Genomic DNA, 26,162 nt, shown 5'->3' on the forward strand with positions numbered 1-26,162 from the left:
CATGCGCAAGGTCGTTTCGGGTCTGTTCGTCTCGCTCGACGGTGTCGCCCAGTCGCCGAACGAGTGGCAGTTCGCGTTCGACGAGGAGATGGGCGCGGCGCTGGGGGAGACGCTGGAGACGGCCGACACGATTCTGCTGGGCCGGGTGACCTTCACCGAGTGGGCCGGCTACTGGCCGACGGTGACCAGCGGCGAGGACGCCGGCTTCGCCAAGTGGATCAACGACTCGCCCAAGTACGTCGTCTCCTCCACGCTGAACAGCGTCGAGGACTGGGCGAACAGCACGCTCATCAACGGCGACCTGGCGGCCGCGATCGAGGAGCTCAAGGCGGGCGAGGGCAAGGACATCACCGTCGCAGGCAGCCCGACGCTGGTGCGTTCGCTGCTGGAGCAGGACCTGTTGGATGAACTGGTGCTGCTGATCCACCCGGTGGTGGCCGGCGAGGGCCGCAAGAAGCTGTTCGCCGACGACGCCACCCTGAAGAAGTTGCAGCTGGTGAGCGCCCGGCCGACCAGCAGCGGAGTGATCATCGCGACGTACCGTCCGACGCGCTGAGCGCTGCTCGGCGCGGGCTGGGTACAGGGACGGGCAGCTGGCCGCGATCTGCTTCTTCGTGGTGGGACTCATCACCGGCCCGGCCTCCTTCTGCGGTGCGTTCCGCACCGCGATGCCACGGATGAGCAGCCGGATCGGCGCCGTGTTGTGGCCACCGGGGGCCACCCGGATGGTGGGCGGGCTGTGCAAGGCGCTCGGGATCGGCATCGCCGTCTTCGGCGCGGTCGCCTTGATCGGATGGCTGGCCATGCCCTGACGGCCCACGAAGTGTCTCTGAATCGGCCCCGGGGGACGAGGAACATTGGAACTGCGACTCTTACCCCCGCCCTCATCCCTCGGCGACGCGCCACGCACCGCCACGAGCCCCGGCATCCGGTGGGCGACCTGAGCTTGGCCGCCTCACCTCACCTCATCTCCCGAACCGGCGGCGCGCCCGGCGCAGCCCGAAGGACCGGTCGGCCTGGTCGTCGAGGTACTCCCGGCAGGCGTCGATGAACGGAATCGTCAGTGCGCTGGTGGGGTCACCAGCCGGGCCGGGCCCGGCGTCGACGTCCAGGCCGTGGACGAGTCGCGCGCACTCCTCGACGAGCTGCAGCGCGGCCGCCTGGACGTCCGGGCCGCCCTCGAGGAGGACCGCGCCCAGGCGCTGCTCGAGATCCTGCAGGTGCCCGCGGGCCTGGTCCCGCTCCTCGAACCGGGCCGCGGTGGGCAGAGCCGGCCACCGGTCGACGATGCCGGCGATCTCGACCGCGGGCTCGACGAACGCGAGAAAGGCCTCGGCGCGCCGCAGGTTGGTGCTGGCCCGCCTGCTGGATGCTGCCACGCCGGTCCGGACCACGTAGTAGGCCACGATCCCGCCCGCGGCCGTAACGGCGAACGCGGCAGCGAAAGCGGCGGTGGAGTCCACGCCCGCATTCTGCCGGGCAGGTGAGGTGACGCGGTATCGGCCCGAGGCGCCACGTCACCTCACCCGGCCCGCTCCTCCCATACGGTGCGGCGCCCTCCTGCCCGGCGCCGCGTGTACGAGTCAGACCAGCCGACGACCCCGACCACACCACCGACCACGAAGGCCCGACCGCGGTCACGATGCGACAACACCCCCGCCGACCGGGTCGGCATCCCCGCCGACAACCCGTCCGGCAACTGTCCGCGCGTGAGCGCGCCTTGGGTGGCGTGTCCGCAGGTCACCAGGCCTGCCGGGCCGTGGTCGGGGGTCCGGCATCCCCCCGTGTGCCTCTCGCAGCCGACTCCCGAACAGAAAAGGGAGGGAGGGTGGGGCGGGCTGTGGCCGGCGGTCGGCGCGGCGGGGGATCGGGCGCCCTCGGGGGTGTCGTTGCGCGTCGGCGGGGCCTTGCGTGCTCCGTGCCGGGCGGGGCCCGGCACGCCAGAGGAACGGGTGGGCGGGGCGCAGCGACAGCTGGCTATGTTCACAAGGCTGACGGTCTAAAGATCACCAGCAGCATCAGTTCCGTGAACGGCTGCGCCGTATGCGGCGGCGGCTGGTGGTGCCGGTGGATCGTCCTGCAGTGGGGCTCGTGGGGCATGCTGTCGCGGTGAGTGATTCCCCATCCGAGTGGCAGGCCTGGCTGAACGGTCTGGACGCGCGCCGAAGGTCGGCTGCAAAGTCGTTGCGTGCCCGGTTCGAAGCACTCGGCGCGGCCGATGCCGACGACTGGGCCAAGTCGGAGATCTGCGAGGATCTTCCGCATCTCGCGCGGTTCGTGCTGCTGCGAAGCCTGTGGCGTGGTCCGATCGACGGTTGGGCCGATCCGGGTGCGTTCGATCAGCTTCCGGCCGCGCAACGGCTCCTTGCCGCTGGGGCGAACGAAGAGGATCTCGTTCGCCTGGCACGAGCCGTCGCCTATGAAGCGGTGTTCGCGACGCTCGACGAGCTCGACTCCGGCAGCGATGTGAACGTGTCGGGGATCGATGTCGGCTGGATCGTCATGGAGTCGGGCGAAGACGGCGCCCCGACCGGGCGAGCCCTCTCGGGTCTGCATGAAGACCTCTCGACCATGGACCCGAGCGGGCGGGATGGGGCGGACTTCTGGCAATGACCTTGGACGAGGTGCCGCAGGAATCACGGCTGTATGAGGATGCGGGTCCGAAGGAGTTCGAACGAGGCCCGGCCGTGATGCTCTGGCAGTGATCGTGGTAGGCAAGGCGGATGCTTGGCCGACTTCCTCTCATGGAGCAACTCGACGGCTTGTGGTCCGTGCTCTCCCAAAACGAGGTATTGACCGACGTGATGACCAGGGCGGCAGCACTGGAGTTGCCCGGCTGGTACGTGACGGCGGGCTGCCTGTTCCAAACGGTGTGGAACGTGGTCACCGGCAGGCCCCCGACCAACGGCATCAAGGACTACGACGTCTTCTACTTCGACGGCAACGACCTCTCCTGGGAAGCAGAGGACGCGGTGATCAAGACGGGTCAGGGAGTGCTCGCCGGCCTGTCGGCCGAGGTGGAGATCCGTAACGAAGCCCGCGTGCACCTTTGGTATGAGGAGAAGTTCGGGGTGCCCTGTCCGCCGCACCAGTCCACCGAGGCCGCGATCGACTGCTTCGCCGCGACGACGTGCTGCCTGGGCGTCCGCCTGGAACCCGATGGAGGATGGCGCGTCTATGCACCTCACGGGCTCTCCGACGTGTTCAACCTCGTCGTTCGGCCCAATCCGGTGCTTGCCCCGCGGGAGGTCTACGAGACCAAGGCGGCGCGTTGGAAGGACGAGTGGCCGGAGCTCACAGTCCTGCCGTGGCCGAGTTGATATCCGGACCTGCCTCGCTACCGACTCGTTCGGCTTCGTACAGCTTGCGGGCCTCGTTCACGGCACGCTGCCAGCTGCGGGGCACGCCGTGCTCACGGGCCAGCTGCGCGGCCAGCCCGCGGCTGTGCCCGCCGGCCTTGCGCAGCGCCTCGAGCGCGACCGCGACGGCCCGCTCGCGCTGCTCCCGGCTCGGCCCGCCTCGGTTGGCGCCCTGCCCGTCGCCGGGCCGGCGCTCCGCGGTGCCCAACCGACCGGTGCCGACCTCCTGTTGTCAGGCCGCCCAGAACGCTTCGACGGCCTGCTGGTCGAAGTAGTTGATGCGGCCGATGGCGCATGCGACTTCCGGATGCCGCCGGTCTTCCGGCTGCTGATGCCGTTGGCCGTACCAGCGGGCCGCCGTCGCCGCCGACGCACCCGTCAACTCCCGAATCCAGGCACGGCTCACCACCCACCGCCCCTCATGCATCCGACACACCAAGTTGGACCGCTACCGGCTCTGTGCACTCCAGCGCGGACGCGGCCGTGATTGTCTTACCGGACCCGGTCGCCGCGAAGAACATCCCGCTGAGTGCGTTGTGGCCAATCGAGCGGCGTTCGAGAGGCGGTCGAGGCGCGAGCGGCGGCCAGCACCGATGCCGTAGTAGGCCACTCGCTTCGCGTAGCGGGTGGCCAGGGCACGGAACTGCGCGGGCAGCCCGCCGACGAGGTGCGCTTCGTCCGGGATCTGACGGTTGACGGAACCGGCCGGCCAGCCGATCGATGAGTTCCGGGTCGTGCGGAGGTCACAGCCTGCAGGACCGCTGGCAGACTGACGCGCTCGTACCCGGAGGAGACGCATGGCAAAGCTCATCTACTCGATGATCACCTCGCTCGACGGCTACGCCGAGGCGGCGGAGGGCGACCTCGGCACAGGTGCCGAAGACCCGGAGGTGCATACCTTCATCGGCGACGTCTTCCGCCACGTGGGCACGTACCTCTACGGTCGGCGGATGTACGAGACGATGGTCTTCTGGGAGACCGTGCACACCGCGCCCGACGTGCCGCCGCACATCCTGCAGTACGCGGACGACTGGAAGGCCGCGGAGAAGATCGTGTACTCCACGACGCTGGAGTCGGTGTCCAGCGCGAAGACCAGGATCGAGCGGACCTTCGACCCGGAAGCGGTGCGCAAGCTCAAGGCCGAGGCTGATCACGACCTCACCGTCGACGGCCCGAACCTCGCGGCCCAGGCGATCGCGGCCGGCCTGGTGGACGAGTACCACCTGTTCATCACCACGAGCGTGGTCGGCGGCGGCAAGCGGTTCTTCCCCGACGGCGTGCGCCTCGATCTCGAGCTGGTCGAGGAGCGTACCTTCGACAGCGGACTGATCTATGCGCGCTACCGGACCCGCTGAGCCGCACCGGTTGGTCTCACCTGCCGGCGGCCGAGCCGGGGCAGGCGAGACCGAGCCGCAGGCGAGGAGCGGGGCGCCAGCGCGTTGGTGGCACCAGCCCAGTGACAACAGCACCCGGAGCGGTCAACGGTCAGTGCAGAGGACCGTTCACAAGTTGGCCGCGCACTTGGCCGCCGCCCCCGAGAGGCGGGTGGACCCGGGCATCGCGGAGGCCGTGGATCGGCAGAACCAGGGCGATGCGCGAGCTGAGCCGGCGGGCGTTCCCGGAGCCGGAGATGTCCTCGGATGACCAGCCGACCCCGATCGAGGCGGCCCGCGTCCAGCGCCGCCGCGAGTCTGCCACCGCTACACCCGCGCCGGCCCGGCGAGCGCTACCCGCTCACCAGCATGGCCCGGACACACCACGGGCCCCCGGGGGATCAGCCATGACCGGACGCGCCCGGCGGATGGTCGAACCAGTCGAGCGTGTCCAGGCCTGCCGCAGCTGATGGGTAGTGTTGTGCGGTTTTCCGGGCGCGTCGTGCCGGGTTGTGGCATACCGGGGATGCGGGCCCCCGGCGGGCGAGGCCGGGACCGGGAGGGAAAGGGACGGTGGGACCGTGCGCGTGGGGCAGGCGAGGGAACTGATCGGCCAGGCGGTGACGGACGCGGTGCGCTCCGGGTTCGCGGCCTGGTTCAACGACATGGATTACGCGAGGCATCCGGCCCCGCCCCCGGCGTTCCAGGCCGGGGGCGAGCGCGCGGGCCACGACATGCGACAACACCGCCCCCGACCAGGCCCACATCCCCGCCGACAACTGACCGCGCGTGAACGCGCCTTGGCGGCGTGTCCACAGGTCACCAGGCCTGTCCGGTTGCGGTCAGGGGCCCGACATCCCCCTATGCGCCTCTCGCAGCCGACCCCCAGGACAAGAAAAGGGAGGGTGGGGCGGGCTGGGGCTGGTGGTCGGCGCGGCGGGGGATCGCTCGGTCGGTTGGCCGCCAGTGTTGGGGTGTGCTTGTTCGCGTGATCACATCTGCTTCACCTGCACTGGCCACCCTCAGGCTCAGAGTCCGACAGTTGAGGAACGGTGGAGCATGAGTCCGATATCACGCCGCGATGTGTTGAAGACGACGGCAGCGGTGACTGCCCTGGGAGCCGGGCGTCTTGCGCTGGGGCCCCAGCCTCTTGCCGCAGCGGCCACCACGGACGGCGCCGTCGCACGTCCGGTGTCCATGGCGATGCACATCCACGCCTCCTGGAGCGAAGGCGCCGCCAGCATGCACGGCCACCTCGACCAGGCGACCCGCGCCGGCATCGACGTGCTGTGGTGGACCGAGCACGACTTCCGGATGGCCGAGCACGGTTATCCGAACCTGGTCCACATGGACGGCCCCGCGGAACAGGTGAACGGGGTGGCATGGTCGTGGGCCGAGAAGCGCGAGGGGACCCTCGCGTCGTCGCAGGTCCTGTGGGACAAGGCGATGGCCTCCCCCGGCGACGCGTCCACGCCCGGGTCGGTACGGCTCTCGGCGACCTCGGCCGGCCGCGACGCGGCGGCGGTGAGGATCTCGGCGAGCGCCGCGAACACCGTGGCCCAGCGGTCGCTGTACGACCAGACCATCGAGGTCGACGTCTTCCCTGCCGAGGTGTCGCCGCACGCCTGTCTCGCTGTGGTGGTCACCACGAGCTGGCGTCCGGCCACCGCGGGCCGGCCCGCCGGCAAGTACACGCTGACCTACCTCGTGGACGGGACCCAGGGCAAGTCCCGGAGCCGGTCCGGGCTGAACGCCGTGGTACACCTGCCCGCCCGGCAGGGACGGTGGAACACGCTGCGGATGTCCCCGGCCGAGGACATCGCGAGGTTCTGGCCGGACCTGGAGAACCGCGACGCCGCGATGCTCTCCCTGACCCTCGGCGCGGTCAGCGAGCAGGAGCGTCCCGTCGACGGCTGGTTCGACCTGCTGCGCATCTCCCGCCCGGCACGCTCGGCCGACGACTCCCTGCAGGTGCAGGCCGCGGTGATGGCCGGCTACGCCGCACGGTTCCCCGCGGTGCGCCAGTACCAGGGCCTCGAGGTCTCCCTCATCAAGCCCACGCACGTCAACTGGTACGGCCCCAGGATCACCATGCCCACGTTCACGAAACCCCGGCCGGTCGCCGACCCCGACCCGGCAGCCGCACTCGCCGTCATCCAGATGATCCACTCCACCGGCGGCCTCGCCTCCTACAACCACCCCTTCGGCACCGGCCGCCCCGCCGAACTCCCGCCCGCGGGGCAGGACGCCCTCCGTGCGGCGGTCGCCAAGACCGTCCTCGCCGACCGGGCCATGGGCTGCGACATCCTCGAGGTCGGCTACCCGAGCCGTGGCGGAGTCGACCTCGACCGGCACTCACAGCTCTGGGACGTCTGCTCGCGCAACGCGCTGTTCCTCACCGGCACCGGGGTCAGCGACGACCACTCCGGCCAGAACTGGCTCGGCCAGGAATCCAACTTCGTCACCTGGGCGCACGCACCCAGCCGCGACCTGGACGACCTGCTCGCCGCGCTGGCCGCCGGACAGGTCTACTTCGGTGACCCCGCGCGCTTCTCCGGCGTCGTCGACCTCCTCGTCGACGGGGCTGCCCCCATGGGCTCCGTCACGACGTCGACGGCCGCGACCCGTAGCGTGCGCGCCATCCTCACGGGCCTTCCCGCCGACGGATTCGTGCGCGTCGTGCAGGGCACGGTCGACCTCGCCGGAGCGGCCAAGCCCGAACCCGGCACCACCTTCACCGACATCCCGGCGTCCTCGTGGGCCCAGGGGTTCGTCGACCTGTCCATCGACACCAGGGCGCCCCGGTTCGTGCGCGTCGAGGTACGGGACCGGACCGGGCGCGCCATCGCCCTGTCCAACCCCGTCTGGCTGCTCCGCGACACCCCCGACGGAGGCATCCCCGCGGCACGAAGCGTGCGCTGACGCGGTTTTCCCGCGGAGCGTCTTCGGGACGCAGTCGGTCCCACCAGCGTCTACGCCGCTGGTGGGACGGCCGGGCGCCGCGTAGCAGGGTGCGGGCGCGGGCGACGCCTCTGGCGGTTGCGGTCCACGGCGGCGCGGCCGAGGCTGATCCGGGGCGCGGCGAGGCCCATCCCCTTGGCGAAGGTGCGGGCCTGTGCAAATGCGTTCCATGGCGGCGAACAGGCTGTCCGCGGCTTGTTCGGCAGCGTCCCGTTCCGCGGGCAGGTCGAAGGCGCGGGCCGGTTCGGTGAGCAGCGGAGCGCCTTCCTGAAGGACGCCGAGTTCGTGCATCCGGTCGTTGGACCGGACTTCGGTCACCTGAACTCCCCTTGGTTCCCGCTCGGTTCGGGCCGCGGCCCGGAAGCGCCATCCAAGCCGATGGCGAGCATGCAGGAAGAGCTCGCCGGCCGACCGCCGATAGACGACGGTCCCGTTGTCCTCGCCGCGTGTGGATGCGCTGCGCAGGGGCACACCGAAGTTCAGCAGTTCCAGCAGGTCAGCACGGAGACGTACGACGACGGCCGGGGCCCCGGCACAGGCGGATCCGGATCAGCAAGATTGATCACAACATCACACAGACCCTAGCTGGCACTGTCAGGCCAACTGGCTGGGCAACGCTGTGACCAGCTGTGGTTGGGCCTGTGGTCGGGGTGGTGGGCAGCGGCTACGCCAGGGCGGGCAGGGGCTGCGCGGGGCGTCTACAGGGGCGCGGAGTGCACCCAGCTGACGGTGCTGCCGGGGTCCCGGACCGGGCGCCACACGGGCTCCGCAGGGCCACCCTGCAGTACGTCGACCAGCGGCGCCGCCAGCACGGGGACGTCGCGCAGGAAGCCGACCGGCGCCGGGTCCGCGGCGGCCGCGCGCAGGGCCTTGATACGGGTCTGGATGCCAGCGGGTCCGGTGCCGTCCAGGACGAACAGCAGCCGCGGGAAGAGCGGGTAGTGCCGCCGCCACTCCTCCTGCAACGGCTCCGCGCCGGCCGGCCGCTGCCGCCTGCCGGGCGCGGGCACGTAGGGGTAGAGGCGGGCATACGAGGTGAGCTTGGCGGCCAGGCGTTCGGGGCCCGTGGTGGCCCGGCCGGCCCTCCACGAAGGCTCGCAGCATCGTTCCCTCGCCGCCCTCACGGCCGCGCCGGTAGAACAAGAGGGCGTCGGGGATGACGGCCTCGCCGCCCCCGATGGGGTGGTAGACCTCGGGGATCCAGTCCAGCGGCCGGCACAGCTCGCCGCGGTGCCGCGCGTCCTTAAGGAAGGCGAGTGCGGTCTCGGTCACGGTCAGCGCGTGCCCAACCCGCAGCCGCGCCGCGGTCCGGTCCGACACCGTTCTTGGCGGTCGCCGCCCCCGCAGCTCCGGCCACTCGCACGCGACCTGCACCCCGTACCGGGTGGGAAACCACACCCGGGTCCGCCGGCCTGCGGCAGGGTGATCCGGTCGACCAGCCCCTCGGTGCGCAGCTTGGCCGGCCGGCGCCGGGTCTGCTCGATCCGCACCTGGGGATTGAGGATGAGGTGCATCTGCTCGGTGGTCGCCATCCGGTACTGCGCCAGCACCGCCAGTGCCATCCGGTCCCCGCCGCCCGCGTCCACGTCCGCCATCGCCCGTCCCGCTCCTCCCATACGGTGCGGCGCCGACCCTGTCCAGCGCCGCGTGTACGAGCCAGACCAGCCGACGAGTCCGACCACACCACCGGCCACGAGGACCCGACCGCGGTCTCGATGCGACAACACCACCCTGGACCAGACCGATATCCCCGCCGACAACCCGTCCGACAACTGTCCGCGCGCGGCCGCGCCCTGGGTGGCGTATCCGCAGGTCACCACGCCTGTCCGGCCGTGGTCGGGGGCCCGGCGTCCCCCTGTGCGCCTCTCGCAGCCGACCTCAGAACAGGAAAGGAAGGAGGGTGGGGCGGGCTGTGGCCGGCGGTCGGCGCGGCTGGGGGATCGGGCGCCCTCGGGGGTGTCGTTGCGCGTCGGCGGGGGCCTTGCGCGCTCCGCGCCGGGCAGGGGCCCGGCGCGCCAGGGAAACAGGCTCTTCGGACATTCGGTGGGGGTCATGGGGTGAGTCCGCCGGCGGCGAGGAGCGTGCGTAGCCGGTAGGTGTGACGGTTGCGGAACCCGTGGGCGAGGCGACGGTGCAGCTCGATGATCCCGTTGATGGCTTCGGTGCCGGCGTTGTTCGCGCGGCTGGTCGCGACGTATGCCAGGAACGCGTCCCGCCACCGGCGTGGTGTGCGGCCGAGCCGGGCGATCTCGGGGATCGGGCAGCTGTGGAACGTGTCGACGACCTTCTCGGCGATCGGCCTCCCCTCGGGCAGGTCCTTCTCGTGGTAGGCGGATCGGAGCTGCTGCGCGCTCGCGTCGGCGAGGATGGGTCCGATCCCTGACGTGCGGAGAAGGAGTCGACGCGATGACGAAGTACCTGATCTCATTCCCCAGTGGTGCCATGGTGTTTCCCGACGAGGATCTGCAGGCGGTTTCGGATGCGGCGCACGCGGTGGTGGAGGAGGCGAAGGACGCCAGGGTGTGGGTGTTCGGCGGTGGCATCGACGAGAGCGTTCCGCCTGTCATGGTCGATGGGGACGGGACCGTGACCGAGGGTACGTACCCACAGACGAAGCAGCTCGAAGGCGGCTACGCGGTACTGGAGTTGCCCTCCCGCGAGGCGGCACTGGAATGGGCTGCGAAGATCGCGGTTGCCTGCCGGTGCGCGCAGGAGGTGCGCGCGTTCCAGTACGATCCCGCCGGCTGAGTCGCCGCGCCCTGGTGACGGGGGCGGCGGGAGCGCGGCGCCGGCACGAGGGCACGGAGAAGTCCGGGAAACAGGTGGGCGGGCAGGGCGGCGCAGCGGCCGCAGAGCCTGTCACGATGCCCCTGCGGAAGACTTTCCCCCTGCTCGGCTTCGTACCGCTCGCGGGCCTCGTTCACGGCGCGCTGCCGGCTGCGGGGGACACCGTCGTGCTCACGGGCCAGTTGCGCGGCCAGCCCGCGGCGGTGCCCGCCCGCCGTGCGCAGTGCCTCGAGCGCGACCGCGACGGTCCGCTCGCGCTGCTCCCGGCCCGCCCCGGTTCGCCCCCAGCCCATCACCCCGGCGACGTCCGGCTGCGCCCAATCGGCCGGTGCCGATGTCCTGTTGCCAGGCGGCCCAGAATGGTTCGGCGGCCTGCTGGTCGAAGTAGTGCCTGCCTTCCACCGTGCACACCACCTCCGGATGCCGCCGGTCTTCCGGCTGCTGCTGCCGCTGGGCGTACCAGCGGGCCGCCGTCGCCGCCGACGCACCCGTCAACTCCCGAATCCAGGCACGGCTTACCACCCACCGCCCCTCATACACGCGACGCAGCTGTCCCTCCTCAGCACCCGGCACCGCCACTCTCGCTGCGAAGGGGAGTGGGGTTGTCACCGTGCTGAATCGGACGTCACGGGACAGGTCTGCGGCGGTTGTTCTGGAGTGATGCCGTGGTCGGTGCCATGGTGCTGACGCGATCACGGTGGCGACGGGATGACGACTGGCTGGTCGGTGTGGTGCAGGTTCCGGAGCGGTCCGGGTGCGGTCTTTTCAGGAGGCGTCGATGTAGGCGAGGTGGGTGCCGCACACGGTGGGCACTTCCCCCTGGTAGGTGGACCTCACAGTCCAGTGTCCAGGATGTCCACCTACCAGGGGGAAGTGCCGCCTTCGAATACGCCCAGGGCCACCGGTGGGAAGGCCCCGCCCTCGTGCGGGGCCTGCAGGTCACCCTCGAAAACGCTCGCCCCATCACCGGATGGGGCGAGCACTCGATACCCGCCTTCGCCCGCCGCCGCAACCAGTACCTGTACCGCACCTGCCGCAACTAGCAGTTCGCATGGTGGCTGCGAACCAACCGGGACGCACCTGACGCACCGCCCTCCACCTGGCAGCCGCCGGAAGATCCTGACGCGCCTCAACAGCTGACCTTCCCGTAGGCCGCTCGGCCCGACGGCCAGCCAGGTCGCCGGGCCCGTGATGCCGCGTGGCGCCCTCGCGCTCTCCTTCGGTGGAGTCGGGGCGTACCGTCGAACGCGTGAGCGACACTGGCGACATGCCCGAGCCGGTACTGGCCCGCCCGTGGCGCCGCGACGACGGGCTTGAGCCGAGGGTCACGACGTACCCGTGGGTCGGCGGCCCGGCGCTCGAGGTGTGTCACGGCGTATGGCGATGGACATCCTGGCCGCCGGCGCCACACGGAAGATCACGGAGATGACGGCGGGCGGCACTGTGCCGGCGGCCGAGCTCGTCGACGCTGCCCGGCTGGAAGGCCAGGCCGCCACTCTGAGCCGCGCGCTGTCCGTGCTTGCACAGCCACATGCCCGGCATCCCAAATACCGACAGGAGCGGCGCCCACGAGGCTGACGGTGCACGGTCGTGGAGGTCTGACGTAACGGCCTCGGCTGGCGCGATGCCGTCGTACGAAGCCGCGTCGGCAAGCGTAGACCCTGCCCGCTGGCTGGCGATGTTCGATCAGGTCATGGCCCGGATCGCGGGCAGATCCAGACGAGTTGAGCCCCGTGCCGCAGCCCGGGCCGATACAACGCCTGCTGCGCTATGCCCGCTGGGACGCCGATGCCGTCCACGACGACCTGCGTGCCTACGCCGCAGACCATCTCGGCACCGACGGCGGCGTTCTCGTCGTCGACGAGACCGGCTTTGTGGAGAAGGGCCGGGCCTCGGCAGGCGTGCAGAGGCAGTACACCGACACCGCGGGACGTATCGAAAACGCCCAGGTCGACGTGTTCCTCGCCCTGGCCACCAGCCGGGGACGGGCCCTGATCGACCGACGGCTCTACCTCCCCGAACACTCCTGGTGCACTGATCCCGAACGCCGCACCGCGGCCGGGATACCCCTACCAGGTCAGGCACTGGGCCTCAGCTTGAGGTTTAACGTCGCTGGTCACTCGACCTGCTGAGATCAGCGAGATCCGGGCATGTGCAGGGCGGCCGTTCGCCACGCTTCGAGATGTCGAGTAACGAAGTGCGAGAGAACGGCCGCTGCCCATGAGTCTGCCCGTCGATCCGCCCACGTGCGAGGCGTTGGGCCTGTTGTCCCGCTTTCGGGTCGAGTTCTACGAGTGCCTGTACAGCCGCGCGGATGCGCTCTTCGAGCTCACCGACGCGGTGCTGTGCGCGGACGGGCCGGTGAAAACCCTGGTCGAGCTCTCCTTGGCGGCCGAGCACCGGCGGGGACATGGCGCGCTGTACGCCGCCCTGGACCGTGGCTGGCTGGAGCCGACACGGTTGCGCCGCACGCTGGCGGGCCTGCCGCTGCCGAAAGCAGCCGACGGACGGATCGTGCTCGCGGTGGACGTGTCGCACTGGCTGCGGCCCGACGCTCCCACCAGCGGCGAGCGGCTGTTCTGCCATGTCTACGGACGCGGCGACCGCAGCTCGGACCAGCTGGTGCCCGGCTGGCCCTACTCCTTCGTCGCGGCCCTGGAGTCCGGCCGCACCTCCTGGGTCGCGTTGCTGGACGCGGTCCGCCTGGGCCCGGCCGATGACGCGACCACCGTCACTGCCGCCCAACTCCGCGATGTCGTCGAGCGGTTGACGAGCGCAGGCCACTGGAGACCGGGCGATCCGGACATCCTGATCGTGATGGACTCCGGCTACGACGTCGCCTACCTGACCCACGCTCTCGCCGACCTGCCCGTCGTGCTGGTCGGGCGCCTGCGCTCGGACCGCGTCATGCTCCGCGACCCCGGCCCCGCCCGGTCGGGTCCCCGAGGCGGGCGTCCCCGTCGGCATGGCGGCGTCCTCACGTTCAAGAAGCCCGACAGCTGGCACGAGCCCGACGTCACGACCGCCACGGACACCACCCGCTACGGCACGGCCACCGCGACGGCCTGGGACCGGATGCACCCCCGGCTCACCCACCGCGGACCCTGGCTGAACCACGCCAAGGAAGAACTCCCCGTCCTGCACGGCACGCTGATCCGCCTGAAAGTCGAGCACCTGCCCGGTGACCGCGACCCGAAACCGGTCTGGCTGTGGTGCTCGGCCACCGCCGCCGCACCGGCGGATGTGGACCGCTGGTGGCAGTCGTTCCTCCGCCGCTTCGACCTGGAGCACACCTTCCGGCTGATGAAACAGACCCTGGGCTGGACCGCCCCGAAGGTCAGGAATCCCGACACGGCCGACCTGTGGACCTGGCTGATCATCGCCGCACACACCCAGCTCCGCCTCGCCCGGCCCCTCGCCGAGGACCTCCGCCGGCCCTGGGAACGGCCCGCGGAACCCCGCCGTCTCACCCCCGCCCGGGTCCGCCGGGGGTTTCGCAACGTCCGCGCGACAGCAGCCCGCCCGGCAAGCGCGCCGAAACCGTCCCGACCAGGCCCTGGACGGCCTCCGGGCTCGAAGAACAAGCAACGGGCCAGGCGCCACGACGTCGGCAAGACCGTCAAACGCGCCGAATCGATCAAGGAACACCAAGCCCAGCGAGGTTAAACGTCAAGCTCAGAAGCCGTATCTCAACCGATCACGGAACGTGCGGGTCGAACAGGTTTCCCGCCGGGGTGATCTTCCCGTTGTACGCGCATGAAGACAGGGCCTCGAGGTAGCTCGGGGATGCGAATCTAACCGAGCAATGCCGGAAGCCGTGACCGCCGCGAACGTGGGCGACCGCGAAGCGGCCACCGGCCTGCTGACCCGGCCGCGGAACATGCACCGGGACATCTGCCTGGTCTGGGCCGACGGCGGCTAGGGCGCCTGCGAGGCTGACCTGGAGTCCTTCGATCTCGCCGAGCCGGCCTTCGCGCTCGGCCTCGGCGATACGCCCCGGCGGATGAGTGAACCGAATGTAGTGCCAGGGGGCGGAAGCATCCTCCATGGCAGGGGGCCTGCTCGGCGTGTGTGGCATGCCCCGTTCCCCCTGATCGGGGACCGGGGGACGGGTCAAGCCCACGGCCCGTCCCCCCACTGTCGCCTCTCAGCGGAGCGTGTGAGGCTATGCGGTGTAGCAGTGAGGCCGGCCGTAGTAGTCGAGTTCGCAGATGACCCGGTCGTAGTCGTGGAAGCGTGTCCACATGAAGGCTGTGGGGGACTGGGCCCAACTGCCGTCCTGGTAGATGTAGTTCGATTCGACCATGACGCCGTCCGCGTCGTAGAACCAGCCGAATTCGCTGTCGCTGGACTTCCCGGACGGGAGCCACCTGGTGTTGCAGTTCCAGGTGGCCCGGACCACGTTGGCGCTGCCGTCATTTCCGCCGCTGGGGTTCCAGATCTTGCACTTGCTGGCGCCGTCGCTCAGGAAGCGGGCAGTCTTGACGGTGTAGCTCGACGGCAGCCTGTTCTCCACCGTCCCGAACGCGCCCGCATGAGCCGTTGACACCGGGCCCGCGAGGGTGAGGCCGTTCGCCCCGAGCATTAGGAGGGCGATGGCTGCGATGCGAAGCTTGTTCTTGATCAAATTTTCCTCCTGTGATGCCGTCTCGACGGGCTGATTCTGGTAATCATGGTGTATGGCATGTCAATGTCAAGTTTGGACACGGAGTGTGCCGTGCCGTAGTCGTCGGGCGCGGCGCAGGTTTGGCGGAGAACCCTGGCGCGCTCGACACACCACGGGAGTTGGGCCCGCTCGTCACAGCCCGAGGTACGCATGCGGCCCAGGCGGTGGCCGCGGGCCACGCCGACGCGCTGCGGGACCTGGGCCGGGGCTCAGACCGGACAGACGAGCGCACCGTCACCGGGCCGGGCCACTCACGGGCGGCTTGGGTTCACGGGTTGCGGACGTACCTGCCTGTGCAGATGTTGATGTAGTTGTTCGAGTCGAAGGTTCCGCCCTTGCCGGGGAAGTACCAGCTGAGCTGCACTGATCTTCGTGGAGTCCCTGAAGCCTGGGTTACGCTTCCAGGCGTAAGGAGAACCACGAGCAGTGCCAGCACCCCGTAAATACCCCGATGAACTCCGTGAGCGTGCCGTGCGCGAGGTCCGCTCGACGGGACGCCCGGTTGCCCACGTCGCCCGCGAGCTCGGCATCCACAAGGAGGCTCTGCGGTCCTGGGTCCGCCAGGCTGAGGCCGACGCCGGCGAGCGCGACGACCGCCTCACCAGTGCTGAACGCGACGAGCTGAAGGAACTCCGCAAGGAGAACGCCGAGTTGAGGCGGGCCAACGAGATCCTCAAGGCCGCCAGCGTGTTTTTTGCCCAGGAGATCGACCGTCCCCGGACGAGGCCGAGCAGGTGATCGACCATCTGCGCGACAAGGGCCTCGGGGTCGATCCCGTCTGCCGGGTGCTGGACCTGTCCCCGTCGACGTACTTCGCCCGTAAGACGCGGCCGAAGTCGGCCCGCCGCCTCCGCGACGAGGAGCTGATTCCGCTGGTCACGGCGGTGTGGGAGGACTCCGGCCGCACCTACGGCGCCCGCCGGGTCACCCGCGCGCTGGTCCGTGCCGGACACCAGGTGGCCCGGTGCACGGTGGAGCGGTTGATGCGCGAGCTCGGCATCGAGGGCGTCATCCGTGGCCGGCGGCGCCGCACCACGGTCCCGGAGCCGTCCGCGCCGCGCCCGCCGGACCTGGTCAACCGCCGGTTCGCCGCTGAGCGGCCGAACCAGCTGTGGCTGGCCGATCTGACCTACATCCGCACCTGGTCGGGCTGGGTCTACGTGGCGTTCGTCCTGGACGCGTACTCCCGCCGGATCGTGGGCTGGCAGGCCGCCACCCACATGCGCGCGGACCTGCCGCTGGACGCGCTGGAGATGGCGCTGTGGCGGCAGAAGATCAAGAAAGACGCCGACCTGATCCATCACAGCGACCGCGGGTCGCAATACGTGTCCATTCGGTATACGGAGCGTCTCGCCGAGGTCGGCGCCTCCGCGTCGGTCGGCTCCGTCGCGGACTCGTACGACAATGCGATGGCCGAGGCCCTGAACGGCACGTTCAAGGCCGAGTTGATCGACCATCAGGGGCCGTGGCGGGACTTCGACGAGGTCGAGCGGGCCGTCTTCCAGTGGGTCGCGTGGTACAACGGTGAACGGCTCCACTCCGCCCTCGGCTACGTGCCCCCCGACGAGTACGAACAGGCGTACTGGACGAGACAGGAGCAAGTCCCGCAGACCGCTTGATCACACGATCGCGGACTCCACGAAAGTCGGGGCAGCTCAAGCTGATTGCCCGGTAGGAGTGGGTGCCCCGGCAGTCTGCGAGAGCGAAGGCGACGACCTGCTGACCTCGGTCACTCCGGCTTGTTCGCTTCCCCAGGAAGACCAGCGAACGCCGGTCACCAGTCCGGTCGGATCACCGCCGTTGAAAACGGTGGCCGGTTTGATCACGCCGTACCCCCTGCTGGTAGGGCCCCACAAGGTGCCCAGGGCGGGAAGCGTGGTGGCCGTGACGGGTCGCCAGGCGAAGGCGGTGACAGCGTCAGCCAGGACGGTGTTGGCCTTCTTCGTTTGGGCCATGAGGCGGGGACCAGTGGCCTGGGAGGTGCCGTCGGTGGTGACTGAAGCTGCGCCATCTTGAAGTGGCTGGTCAGGGAGCTGTTGATAAATAACTCCTTGATCTTGGTGCGGGTCATGAGCTCGCGAGATCGTGCCCGGCGATTGCGGCAAGTTGTTGTGCCGTGGTCACGGTGAGGGCGCCGGTGGAGGCAGTGTGACCGAGTGCGGTGAGTACCGGGGTTGCGTCCCAGAGGGTCGCGCCGATCCTGCTCTTGCTCAGGCCGGTCGCCTCGGCGAGCACGGCGTTCGTCATGGACCAGCGTTTCTTGAGGAGGAAGACGACGAGTTGGTCGGCGGCGGAGAGTCGCCTGCCGCCGGCACCGGGGCCACCGTCGGGACGCTTTCCGGGAAGGAGGATCGGTGGATGTTCGGCACGCCAGGCGCGGTAGCGGGCGGCGAGGTCATCGAAGGCCGGGGGCTCCAGGCCGGTGAGGCTGGGGTGGCGCAGCCAGGTGGGGAGTTTGTCGCCGGCGGGGAAGCGGCCGAACTCGGCGGGCCGTGCCGGAGGCGGCGGGGCGAGGGGTTCGGGGCGCAGGGTGTAGTTCCAGGTGCCGTGCCAGTCGTGCGGGCTGAGGGGGAGGCGGTCCATGACGTCGTCGGGGACGGTGACGCCGGTGGGGTAGGCGCCGGGGTCGAGTTCGGCGTGGACGGCCAGTCCGGTGCGGGTGCGGGTCGCGCCGATCGTGCTGACCACGACTTCATGGCTGGTCAGGGGCCTGCCGCGCCAGTTGATGCTGATCTGGGAGAACAGCCGGTGCTCTATTTTGTTCCATTTTGAAGTACCCGGAGGGAAGTGACACACGGTCACCTCCAGGCCGCTCTCGTGGGCGAAGGCGGCGAGCTCGCTCTTCCAGGCGCGGACCCGGTAGCCGTTGGAGCCGCCGGCGTCGGCGGTGATCAGCAGGCGCGCGGCACGCGGGTAGCGGTGTCGTCCTTCCCCGCCCCACCAGCGTCGCAGGGTGGCCACGGCGAAGGCGGCGGTGTCGCCGTCGCAGCCCACCGACACCCAGCCGGCGTCCGCGCCGATGTCGTAGATCCCGTACGGCACCGCCTTCTTGGCTCCCTTCTCGGGGAAGTCGTGGGCGCGTACGCGGACCGGCTGCCCGGCCCGGTGCCACTCGCGCCCGGCGACCGCGTAGTTGCCCAGGGTCTCCTTCTTCTTGGTGTCTACGCTGATGACCGGCTGCCCGTCCGCGAGATACGTCTTGACCTGGTCGTTGATGTAGTGGAACTGGGCGTCCCGGTCCGGGTGGCGGGCGCCTTCGGTGGTGCGTGAGGTGCCCTGCAGGGAGAATCCTTCGGCCTTCAGCAGCGCGGCCACCGTGTCGTGGCCCACCCGGTGCCCCTGGCGGGACAGCTCCGCGGCCAGGGCCCGGGTGGACTTCACCGTCCACCGCAGCGGCGACTCCGGATCTCCCCGCTGGTCCGGCTCCACCAGCGCCAGCAGGGCCGGCACCAGCTCTGGATCAACGTCCCGCAGCTGCTTGCGGCCCGCGCCCGCCGCCCGAACCCGGCCATCGGGCTCCTCACCGCGTTCCAGCTCACGCAGCCCGCGCGACACCGTCGACTCCGCCACCCCCGCAGCACTCGCCACCAGGCGAATCCCGCCGTGCCCCCGCACTCGGGCAGCGGCCCCCAGCACCAGCCGTCGCTGCCGCTCGTCCAGATGCGGCAGCAACAGCCCGAACGCCTCCGCCAGCCCCGCCTCGATCCCCTCCGACACACCCGAATCCTACGGGCCAACAGCCCTCAGAAACCAAGGAGTTATTAATCGACAGCTCCAAGGGTACGACAAAGCCGCCGGCGCCCTGCGCGACTACGCGTTCGCGCTGGAGGTCGCCAAGGCCCACTACTCCAACGGCAAGGCGAACGAGCAGGCCCTCGCGAAACTGATCCACACCAAGGGCACGGCGATCACCCGCGAAGCCCAGGAGGCCGAGCCGATGCGCCAGTGGGAGGACATGCGGGCCACCACCGGTGTCATGGACTTCTTCGCCGAACTCACCATGGACGTCGACGACATCCGCGACGACGCGAACCGGCTGCACGACGCCGCCGGCGGCGATTTCCATCTGGCCAGGACCACCGAGCAGGAGGCACGCGAGATCTGCGTGCATCAGCTCAAGCAGGCGTACGACTTGTTGCCGGACTTCCGCATGGGCTTCATCCACCGCGTCGACATCGTCCCGGCCATCGCCGAGTTGCGGCGAGAGGCGGCCGAGGCAAGTACGAACCCGCTGACGCGGCTGCCCGGCAGCGGTCCCAAGCAGGATTACTTCCCCACCGCCGGGACCGACATCGTCTCCCCGACGCTGCGCGACATCCGACTCCAGGTCGCCAACCTCCCAGGCGCAAAGGACAGTTACTGGAGCCCTCCCGCCAACGCCCAGGAGCGCGCCGACTGGATCGCCGCGAACAAGGAGATCATCAGGGCTGCGGCCCGCAACTCGGGGCTGCCGCCGGACATGGTCGCGGGGATCGCCTGGCAGGAGATCGGCGGACAGCCCGGCATCCTCGACGACATCACCGACACCATCCGTGAACAGGCGGACTCCCCGTTGAGCCCGATCGCGCCGGAGAGCCTGCCCTGGCGTCTCGGTGGCGATCCCGACAACACTTCCATGGGGCCCATCGCCATCCAGGTGCGACGCGGCGCCGAGGTCCTCGGCTACGACCCCGCCCACCTCACCGACCAACAGCGCAGCATGGTGGAGGAGGCCCTCCAGGATCCCGCGCAGAACATCTTCATCGCCTCGGAGTACCTGGCCCAACTCAAGGCGGAGAGCGAGTTCGCCAATGTGCCGGCGGAGGAGATGACGCCCGCCCAGTATCAGGAGCTCGCATCCCGCTACAACGGCGGCCCGTACTGGCAGACCGACGATGCTCGGGCTTACGGCCGTGGCTTCACGAACAACTTGGACCAGGCAAGGAGCGCGCTGCGCCGATGACTCACCCTTCCCACGTGGACGACGACCGCGGCTGCCTCCGCCTGGTCCTCGCCGTACCACTCATCCTGCTCACCCTCATCGCCGCTTACTTCTGCTGGACGGCACTGACCATCCGTCCCTCCGGTCCCTGGGACGACGACGCGTACTCGGGGATCGTTCTGTCGTGCGTCCTCACCATCGGGGCTGCCGGGGCGGCGGCAACGTTGTGGGTGGTGCCGTCGGTGCGACGGGTCATGCGGTGGTGGTGGATAGGTCCGGCCCTGTTGCTGGGAGTGGTCGCGGGGGTGCGATGGATCGCAGGCGGATAGGCCGCTTTGCCGCCACCGCTGCGTCCACCTGCCCATACCGTCCTCAGGCAGTTGCTCCCGTCCCAGCACGCGGTTGATGTTCCATCCGCCAATGCCTTGCGACTTCAGGATCCCGGGACAAGCCTGGCGGGTGACCGCTTATTGGCCAGGCGGTGTCCGGCATGAAGGCGGCGCGAGCCCGGTCTGCGGCTTCCGTACGGAACGTGGGAAGGCGTGTCGCGATACTGCCCTGGCTCAGCGGCCGGGGCGACAGGGAGAACCCGGTGCGGAAGCCCTCCGGCCGGGTGCTGAGTACCGTTGCGCGGCGCGCCGGCGGACCGGCTCGTAGTAGTGGGGAAGCCCCGGTAATCGGGGTGGAGCGAAGGGGCCGGGTCGTTCGTGACTGGTTTGTTCGGTCAACCGGAAGTTCTCCGGGAGGAGCGGGATGGACGAGTTGAAAGCGTCGGCCAAGCCGTTCGGCATCTCCAAGCAGGAGGTGTGGGACGCCTGGGTGAAGGTGAGAGGGAACAAGGGCTCGTCCGGGGTGGACGGGGTGTCGATCGAGGCGTTCGAGAAGGACCTGAAGAACAACTTGTACAAGGTCTGGAACAGGATGTCCTCGGGCACATACTTCCCGCCGGACGTCAAAGCGGTGCCGATCCCCAAGAGCGGGGGTGGCACCAGGGTGTTGGCGGTGCCCACCGTCGCTGACAGGGTCGCGCAGACGGTGGTGGCCGGACATCTGTCGGAGCGGGTGGAGCAGATCTTCCACCCGGACTCCTTCGGGTATCGGCCGGGCAAGTCGGCTCTGGACGCCGTCGCGTCCTGCCGGGAGCGGTGCTGGCGGTTCGACTGGGTGGTCGAGTTCGACATCCGGAAGTTCTTCGACACCGTCCCGTGGGACAAGGTGGTGGCTGCGGTCGAGGCGCACACCGACGCCCGTTGGGTGGTGCTGTACGTCAAGCGGTGGCTGGCCGCGGGGCTGCGTCTGCCCGACGGGTCCACGACGGAAAGGGTGGAGGGCACGCCACAGGGTTCTGCGGTGTCGCCCGTCCTGGCGAACCTGTTTCTGCACTCCGCGTTCGACGCGTGGATGGTCCGGGAGTACCCGGGCTGCCCGTTCGAGCGTTACGCCGACGATGCGGTGGTGCACTGCCGCACCCTGGCGGAAGCGGAACGGGTCCTGGCCGCGCTGCGGTCCAGGATGGCCGAGGTCGGTCTGGAGTTGCATCCGGACAAGACCCGGATCGTGTGTGTGCCACGCGCGCAGAGGGAGAGGTCGGCATGTAGGTAGGTGACCTTGAACTCCGTGCTGCTGCGTGGGAGATGAAGGATTGTTGGCCCTTCAACGTCGCCCTTCGGGGGGTGGCGTTAAACCGCCTCATGCTGCGTTGGTTTGAAGACCGTCGTGGTGAGCGATGAGGAAAAGGCGTCGCAACAGGCGTCAGGTGGGGATCGGGAAGGCGAGCGCAAGCGAATCGCTGCTGAAGTGTCGAAATTGGTTTGAGTCGGCATCAAAACTGGGGCGCGTACGAGGTTCCAGGATAAGTCTGGCGGACACCCGGTTACTGGCCAGGCGGTGCCCGGCATGTAGGCGACGCGAGCCCGGTCTGCGGCTTTCACGTGGAACGTGGGAAGGCTGGTCCCGACACTGGGTCCGTCCGGGAATGGGCGGGCGCGAGAGGGAGTGTCTCAAGCGGCCAGAACCGTAAGGGATTGAGTACCGTCGCGGGATCGGCATTCGGACCGGCCCATAGTAGTGACGAAGGCTCTGTAATGGAGAGGGAGCGAAGGGGTCGGACCGTCCGTGGGAAGTTCGTTCGGGCAACCAGAGAACTCTGGGAGGGATCGAGTGGGCGAACCGAAGTCGAAAGAAAAGCCGTTCTATATCGCCAAGTGGCTTGTGTGGGAGGCGTATCAGAGAGTCAAGGCCAATCAGGGGGCTCCGGGTGTGGACGGGTGCTCGATCGAGGATTTCGAGGCCGACCTGAAGAACAATCTCTATCGGGTGTGGAACCGCATGTCCTCGGGGAGTTACTTTCCGCCCCCGGTGAAGGCAGTGGAAATACCGAAACCCCATGGCGGAGTCAGAGTCCTCGGGGTGCCCACCGTGGCGGATCGGATCGCGCAAACAGTGGTGGCCATGGAACTGGAAAAGAGGGTGGAGCCGCGGTTTCACCCGGATTCCTATGGATACCGGCCGAACCGGTCTGCGCTGGACGCGGTGGGGACGTGCCGGCAGCGCTGCTGGGAGAACGACTGGGTGCTGGACTTGGACATCCAAAAGTTCTTCGACAGCGTGGACCACGAGTTGATGGTCAAGGCGGTTGAGGCAAACACTGACCAACCATGGGTGGTGCTGTATGTAAAGCGGTGGCTTGTTGCACCGATACAGCACGCCGACGGTTCCCTGCACGAGCGGACCCGGGGGACTCCCCAGGGTTCTGCGGTATCGCCTGTGTTGGCCAATCTCTTTCTCCACTACGCGTTCGACATGTGGATGGCCCGGAAATTTCCGGGCGTTCGGTTCGAGCGGTACGTGGACGACGGAGTGGTGCACTGCGTCAGCAAGCAGCAGGCGGAGATGCTGCGAGACGCAATCGGTCAGCGGATGGTCGAAGTCGGGCTCACACTTCACCCGGACAAGACCAAGGTGGTGTACTGCAAGGACAGCAACAGGCGAGGTGAGTTCGAGAACACCTCGTTCACGTTCTTGGGGTACACCTTTCGTCCCCGCAGGGCGCACAACAAGCGGAAAGGGGTGAGGTTCACCTCGTTCCAGCCTGCGATGAGTCGGGAGAAGCTGATCGAGAAAGGCCGGGAGGTTCGCAGTTGGCGGCTTCACCGGCGGCCCAACGACACCCTGATAGACCTCGCGAAGGCGATCAACTCGATCGTGCGAGGCTGGATGACCTACTGGGGCCGGTTCTACCGAGAACAGATGATTCCACTCCTCAAGCGCATCAACACCTACCTGTTGCGCTGGGCCCGTAAGAAATATAGACGGTTGCGTGGGTTCAAACGTCTGAAAGCGTGGTGGATCAGGGTGACAAAGATTGCCCCGGGTCTGTTCGCGCACTGGGCATGGACACACCGTTTTCATCCGACTGGATGGTAGGAGCCCGGTGACGGGAGACTGTCACGCCGGGATCTGTGGGAGCCCGGGGGTGAGATTCCCCCGGGCTACCCGACACTGCAAGGACGACAACCGTCGGGGCCGGTTTCCGGTCACCGGGTTCACGTTCCTGGGGTTCACGTTCCGGCCGCGAGGTGCCAAGGACAGACACGGGGTGATGTTCGCCGCGTTCCTGCCCGCCATCAGTAATCAAGCCCTGAAGAGGCTGAGCAGGACAGTGCGGTCCTGGAGACTGCACCGGCGCACCGCGCAGGAGTCATCTGATCTGGCACGGACGGTCAATCCGGTGGTCAGGGGATGGATGAACTACTACGGGCGCTTCTACCGCTCAGCGCTGTATCCGCTGCTCCACCGCATCAACACCTACTTGCTGCGGTGGATCCAGAAGAAGTACCGGGTGGGGATGAAACAGGCCCTGCGGCGGCTGGCCCGTGGCCATACGCGGCGCCCGAAGTACTTCGCTCACTGGACCTGGACGGCCCCGGCAGGGGCGAGGCCCAGAACGACAAGAGCCGTATGACGGGAGACTGTCACGTACGGTTCCGTGGGAGCCCGGGGGTGAGATTCCCCCGGGCGACCCGACTACTAGGACGGGGTGATGCGGTCTGTGGAGGCAGGGGACACGGAGCGGCGCCGGGGCCGCGTCGGACGGGCAGGGCCCCGGGCGGGTGGTCGTGTCCGCGGGCGCAGGCGGTCAGGGCGAGAACCCCGTGCCCGACGAAATCGGCGCCCACGACCGGCATCACGCCGACTCCCCGCCAGTTCATGGGCCCCTGGTGCATCGGCACGGTCCCTTACTGACACTCAGAAGGCTCCCCTGACCCAGGTGGTTTCAGCGCGTCCACTCGTACGACTCGGCGTCTTCCCATCCGGCGTTATGGTCGTCGTCGCTGAGCAGGTCGTTCACCTCGGCCTCGGTTAGTTCGCTCGCATCGTCCATGGCCTCATGCTGCCGAGCCAGCCGGATGGACGGTGCCGTCAGCCGCCCGACGCTGGCCGGGAACCTGCGTTCGACCGTCACCGTTCAAGATCGAAAAGACAACAGCTACTCAACGCCGCTGCGTTTAGCGATGTGAGCGGGATGCAAGCCCCTTCTCCATGATCGTGATCTCGGTGTGGAGGGTGTAGTTCTGGGCGGTGGCGGGGTGCTTGCCGACGTTCGGGGCGTACTTGCTGTGGCTCTTGAGGCTGCGGGCTTTCATGCGTCGGCGGCGAAGGGCTGGCAGCAGGTTGTCCAGCAGCGCGCGGCCGATGGCTCCGACCAGACGGACGGGACCGTGGGGAAAAACGCCGGAGGCGGTCACGATCTGGTCGCGGGCGGCGTTCAGGGCCACGGTGAAGCTGAGCCGGTCCATGTCCAGGCCCGGCCGGTGGGCCGCGGCGTCGACAGCGGTGCGGATCAGGGCCTGGTAGACGGTAAGGATGCCCCAGACTTCCTGATCCAAGTCGGCGGGATGCCCGGAGCGCAGGACGCGGCCGTCCAGCAGGGTCGCCTTCAAGCTCGCATACGTGGTCTCCGCCTGCCACCTCTCGTGATACAGCGACACCAGGCGCTCGGCGGGGTGACGGGCGGGGTCGGTGAGACTGGTGACCAGCCGCCATTGCTCACGGCGTACGGTTCCGTCCGCCAGCGTCACCGTGATCCACGCCTCGATCACGCGGACGGTCAGCATGCCGTAGCCGTGTCCGGCCCGATAGGGCCCGGACAGGCGGGTCAGATAGGAGCCGTCCGGCAGACGGCGCTGGACGAGGGGGCGGCGGCTGGCCGAGGAGCGCACCAGGAACTGCGCCCCGGTGGTATGGATGTCACGTAGGAAAGCGACCGCGTCGAAACCGGCATCCGCCAGGACCAGCATTTTCGCCTCCAGATGAGCCAGCAGTCGCCTCGCGTAGGCGAGTTCACCGTCGCTCTCGGGTCCGAACGCGGCGGCGATTACAGCGCGGGTGCCTGTCTCGACCAGGGTGACCAGGCGCAGCAGTGGATAGCCGAACTCACGTTCCTGGCCGCTGCGCTTGGGGAAGTGGCAAGTGACCGGGGAGCGATCGGGTAACTGCAGGCTGGTGCCGTCGAAGGCGACCGTGCGCATCCCGCACCACCAAGCCCCTGCCGTATTTCTCGCGGCCACGGCCCCGGCCAGCGTCTCGAACAACACCCGCAACGGCCGCGCGCCCAGCCTGCGGCGGGCCCGCGAGAGCGACGAGGAGTGCGGTCGCGCTACCGGCAGCCCGGCCAGACCAGCGGTGAGCTTGTCCCACACCGCCCGGTACGAGCAGTCCTCGAACAAGGCCAGCGCGAGGACGAAGTACACCACCACCCTCGCCGGCAGCAGACGGATGCGCCGCTGCACCGCGCGGGTCTCGGCCAGCACCGCGTCCACCAGCGCGAAGTCCACGATCTGCGTCAACTCGCCCAGGTGCCCCGGCGCGAACACACCCCCGGCCGTCTCGATCGTGCGCGTGATGACAGACTTCTCCAGCAACGGGACTCCCGGACTTGATGATCACCTTGCTCGACACAAGCTGATCTACCAGGGGTCCCGTTCCTGCTGCTCAGGCAGGGGTTGCCAACGACTCAAGATCCCTAACGCAGCGGCGTTGAACAGCTACTCACTCAGGCGACGGGGTGTGAGCTGTGGATGATGGCGTAGACG

The 26,162-nt window shown here is 68.9% G+C and carries 25 protein-coding genes and 2 pseudogenes; 17 read left to right on the forward strand and 10 right to left on the reverse strand.

The features are described 5' to 3' along the window. The first annotated feature begins 1 nt into the window (after position 1). Together ACX25U_RS37615 and ACX25U_RS37620 are read left to right on the forward strand one after the other, a co-directional pair. The gene (locus ACX25U_RS37615; RefSeq protein ID WP_454386718.1) at positions 2–556 is read left to right on the forward strand and encodes a dihydrofolate reductase family protein; all 555 of its coding nucleotides are present in this window, start codon (positions 2–4) and stop codon (positions 554–556) included. A 121-nt stretch (positions 557–677) separates the two neighbouring features. Then, positions 678–812: a hypothetical protein gene (locus ACX25U_RS37620; protein ID WP_458633791.1), complete on the forward strand. Its 135-nt coding sequence runs from the start codon at positions 678–680 to the stop codon at positions 810–812. 153 nt (positions 813–965) lie between these two features. Here the strand turns inward: ACX25U_RS37620 and ACX25U_RS37625 are convergent, their stop codons facing one another. Next, positions 966–1,463 carry a hypothetical protein gene (locus ACX25U_RS37625; protein WP_454386722.1) on the reverse strand — a complete coding sequence of 166 codons (498 nt, stop codon included), beginning with the start codon at positions 1,461–1,463 and terminating at the stop codon, positions 966–968. Positions 1,464–2,109: 646 nt separating this feature from the next. On the opposite strand from ACX25U_RS37625, the gene ACX25U_RS37630 reads away from it, so the two are divergent. Together ACX25U_RS37630 and ACX25U_RS37635 are read left to right on the forward strand one after the other, a co-directional pair. Continuing rightward, positions 2,110–2,613 (forward strand): hypothetical protein, encoded by a 504-nt coding sequence (locus tag ACX25U_RS37630; RefSeq protein WP_454386724.1) that lies wholly within the window; start codon positions 2,110–2,112, stop codon positions 2,611–2,613. Positions 2,614–2,723: 110 nt separating this feature from the next. Beyond that, positions 2,724–3,320 carry a nucleotidyltransferase family protein gene (locus tag ACX25U_RS37635; protein WP_454386725.1) on the forward strand — a complete coding sequence of 199 codons (597 nt, stop codon included), beginning with the start codon at positions 2,724–2,726 and terminating at the stop codon, positions 3,318–3,320. Here the strand turns inward: ACX25U_RS37635 and ACX25U_RS37640 are convergent. Together ACX25U_RS37640 and ACX25U_RS37645 are read right to left on the reverse strand one after the other, a co-directional pair. Next, positions 3,295–3,567, reverse strand: a complete 273-nt coding sequence (locus tag ACX25U_RS37640) for a hypothetical protein (RefSeq protein WP_454386727.1) — start codon at positions 3,565–3,567, stop codon at positions 3,295–3,297. The genes ACX25U_RS37635 and ACX25U_RS37640 overlap by 26 nt on opposite strands. A gap of 24 nt (positions 3,568–3,591) precedes the next feature. Beyond that, the gene (locus tag ACX25U_RS37645) at positions 3,592–3,765 is read right to left on the reverse strand and encodes a hypothetical protein (protein WP_454386728.1); all 174 of its coding nucleotides are present in this window, start codon (positions 3,763–3,765) and stop codon (positions 3,592–3,594) included. Positions 3,766–4,156: 391 nt separating this feature from the next. On the opposite strand from ACX25U_RS37645, the gene ACX25U_RS37650 reads away from it, so the two are divergent. The 3 genes from ACX25U_RS37650 to ACX25U_RS37660 all read left to right on the forward strand — a co-directional run bounded on the left by ACX25U_RS37650 (position 4,157) and on the right by ACX25U_RS37660 (position 8,278). Further along, positions 4,157–4,714 (forward strand): dihydrofolate reductase family protein, encoded by a 558-nt coding sequence (locus ACX25U_RS37650; RefSeq protein WP_454386730.1) that lies wholly within the window; start codon positions 4,157–4,159, stop codon positions 4,712–4,714. Positions 4,715–5,791: 1,077 nt separating this feature from the next. Next, positions 5,792–7,654 carry a twin-arginine translocation signal domain-containing protein gene (locus ACX25U_RS37655; protein WP_454386732.1) on the forward strand — a complete coding sequence of 621 codons (1,863 nt, stop codon included), beginning with the start codon at positions 5,792–5,794 and terminating at the stop codon, positions 7,652–7,654. Between the two features lie 174 nt (positions 7,655–7,828). Continuing rightward, positions 7,829–8,278, forward strand: a complete 450-nt coding sequence (locus tag ACX25U_RS37660) for a hypothetical protein (protein ID WP_454386734.1) — start codon at positions 7,829–7,831, stop codon at positions 8,276–8,278. Positions 8,279–8,391: 113 nt separating this feature from the next. On the opposite strand, the gene ACX25U_RS37665 is transcribed toward ACX25U_RS37660, so the two are convergent. The 4 genes and pseudogenes from ACX25U_RS37665 to ACX25U_RS37680 all read right to left on the reverse strand — a co-directional run bounded on the left by ACX25U_RS37665 (position 8,392) and on the right by ACX25U_RS37680 (position 10,121). Then, a complete protein-coding gene (locus ACX25U_RS37665) occupies positions 8,392–8,817 on the reverse strand; it encodes a hypothetical protein (protein ID WP_454394852.1) in 426 nt (141 codons plus the stop codon). Between the two features lie 19 nt (positions 8,818–8,836). Next, positions 8,837–9,067 (reverse strand): annotated as a pseudogene (locus ACX25U_RS37670) (replication-relaxation family protein); the annotation flags it as partial. Beyond that, a complete protein-coding gene (locus tag ACX25U_RS37675) occupies positions 8,968–9,288 on the reverse strand; it encodes a hypothetical protein (RefSeq protein ID WP_454394853.1) in 321 nt (106 codons plus the stop codon). The pseudogene ACX25U_RS37670 and the gene ACX25U_RS37675, both read right to left, overlap by 100 nt. Before the next feature lie 455 nt (positions 9,289–9,743). Further along, entirely contained in the window at positions 9,744–10,121 is a 378-nt protein-coding gene (locus ACX25U_RS37680) for a transposase (RefSeq protein ID WP_454386736.1), read from the reverse strand. Between ACX25U_RS37680 and ACX25U_RS37685 the strand changes: the two genes are divergently transcribed. The 4 genes and pseudogenes from ACX25U_RS37685 (at position 10,100) to ACX25U_RS37700 (ending at position 14,146) form a co-directional block, all read left to right on the forward strand. Beyond that, complete coding sequence (locus tag ACX25U_RS37685) at positions 10,100–10,441, forward strand: YciI family protein (protein WP_454386738.1); 342 nt, start codon at positions 10,100–10,102, stop codon at positions 10,439–10,441. The two genes, ACX25U_RS37680 and ACX25U_RS37685, sit on opposite strands and share 22 nt — an antisense overlap. A gap of 1,416 nt (positions 10,442–11,857) precedes the next feature. Further along, the gene (locus ACX25U_RS37690) at positions 11,858–12,058 is read left to right on the forward strand and encodes a hypothetical protein (RefSeq protein ID WP_454386740.1); all 201 of its coding nucleotides are present in this window, start codon (positions 11,858–11,860) and stop codon (positions 12,056–12,058) included. A gap of 115 nt (positions 12,059–12,173) precedes the next feature. Next, a pseudogene (locus ACX25U_RS37695) lies at positions 12,174–12,546 on the forward strand (transposase); the annotation flags it as partial. Between the two features lie 154 nt (positions 12,547–12,700). Beyond that, the gene (locus ACX25U_RS37700) at positions 12,701–14,146 is read left to right on the forward strand and encodes an NF041680 family putative transposase (RefSeq protein ID WP_454383905.1); all 1,446 of its coding nucleotides are present in this window, start codon (positions 12,701–12,703) and stop codon (positions 14,144–14,146) included. Between the two features lie 499 nt (positions 14,147–14,645). On the opposite strand, the gene ACX25U_RS37705 is transcribed toward ACX25U_RS37700, so the two are convergent. Beyond that, positions 14,646–15,107, reverse strand: coding sequence for a hypothetical protein (locus ACX25U_RS37705; protein WP_454386741.1), 462 nt, complete (start codon positions 15,105–15,107; stop codon positions 14,646–14,648). Between the two features lie 465 nt (positions 15,108–15,572). On the opposite strand from ACX25U_RS37705, the gene ACX25U_RS37710 reads away from it, so the two are divergent. Then, positions 15,573–16,765 (forward strand): IS3 family transposase gene (locus tag ACX25U_RS37710; protein WP_454386743.1). Its coding sequence is split into 2 segments (ribosomal slippage): positions 15,573–15,837 and positions 15,837–16,765, totalling 1,194 coding nucleotides; the frame shifts between segments, so codons are not numbered across the junction. Positions 16,766–17,213: 448 nt separating this feature from the next. Here ACX25U_RS37710 and ACX25U_RS37715 read toward each other — a convergent pair. Next, a complete protein-coding gene (locus ACX25U_RS37715; protein ID WP_454386745.1) occupies positions 17,214–18,863 on the reverse strand; it encodes an ISAzo13 family transposase in 1,650 nt (549 codons plus the stop codon). A gap of 220 nt (positions 18,864–19,083) precedes the next feature. On the opposite strand from ACX25U_RS37715, the gene ACX25U_RS37720 reads away from it, so the two are divergent. From ACX25U_RS37720 to ACX25U_RS37740, 5 genes are all read left to right on the forward strand, one after another. After that, entirely contained in the window at positions 19,084–20,088 is a 1,005-nt protein-coding gene (locus ACX25U_RS37720) for a hypothetical protein (RefSeq protein ID WP_454386747.1), read from the forward strand. Further along, complete coding sequence (locus ACX25U_RS37725) at positions 20,085–20,396, forward strand: hypothetical protein (protein ID WP_454386749.1); 312 nt, start codon at positions 20,085–20,087, stop codon at positions 20,394–20,396. The genes ACX25U_RS37720 and ACX25U_RS37725 overlap by 4 nt, the downstream gene beginning before the upstream one ends. Before the next feature lie 424 nt (positions 20,397–20,820). Then, positions 20,821–21,669: a group II intron reverse transcriptase/maturase gene (ltrA, locus tag ACX25U_RS37730; RefSeq protein ID WP_454386751.1), complete on the forward strand. Its 849-nt coding sequence runs from the start codon at positions 20,821–20,823 to the stop codon at positions 21,667–21,669. A 558-nt stretch (positions 21,670–22,227) separates the two neighbouring features. Then, positions 22,228–23,493, forward strand: coding sequence for a group II intron reverse transcriptase/maturase (gene ltrA / locus ACX25U_RS37735; RefSeq protein ID WP_454386622.1), 1,266 nt, complete (start codon positions 22,228–22,230; stop codon positions 23,491–23,493). A gap of 175 nt (positions 23,494–23,668) precedes the next feature. Continuing rightward, positions 23,669–24,031: a group II intron maturase-specific domain-containing protein gene (locus ACX25U_RS37740; protein ID WP_454386753.1), complete on the forward strand. Its 363-nt coding sequence runs from the start codon at positions 23,669–23,671 to the stop codon at positions 24,029–24,031. A gap of 544 nt (positions 24,032–24,575) precedes the next feature. On the opposite strand, the gene ACX25U_RS37745 is transcribed toward ACX25U_RS37740, so the two are convergent. Next, positions 24,576–25,991, reverse strand: coding sequence for an IS4 family transposase (locus ACX25U_RS37745; RefSeq protein ID WP_454383449.1), 1,416 nt, complete (start codon positions 25,989–25,991; stop codon positions 24,576–24,578). Positions 25,992–26,162: the final 171 nt, after the last annotated feature.

It is taken from the genome of Streptomyces sp. JNUCC 63, assembly GCF_054366325.1.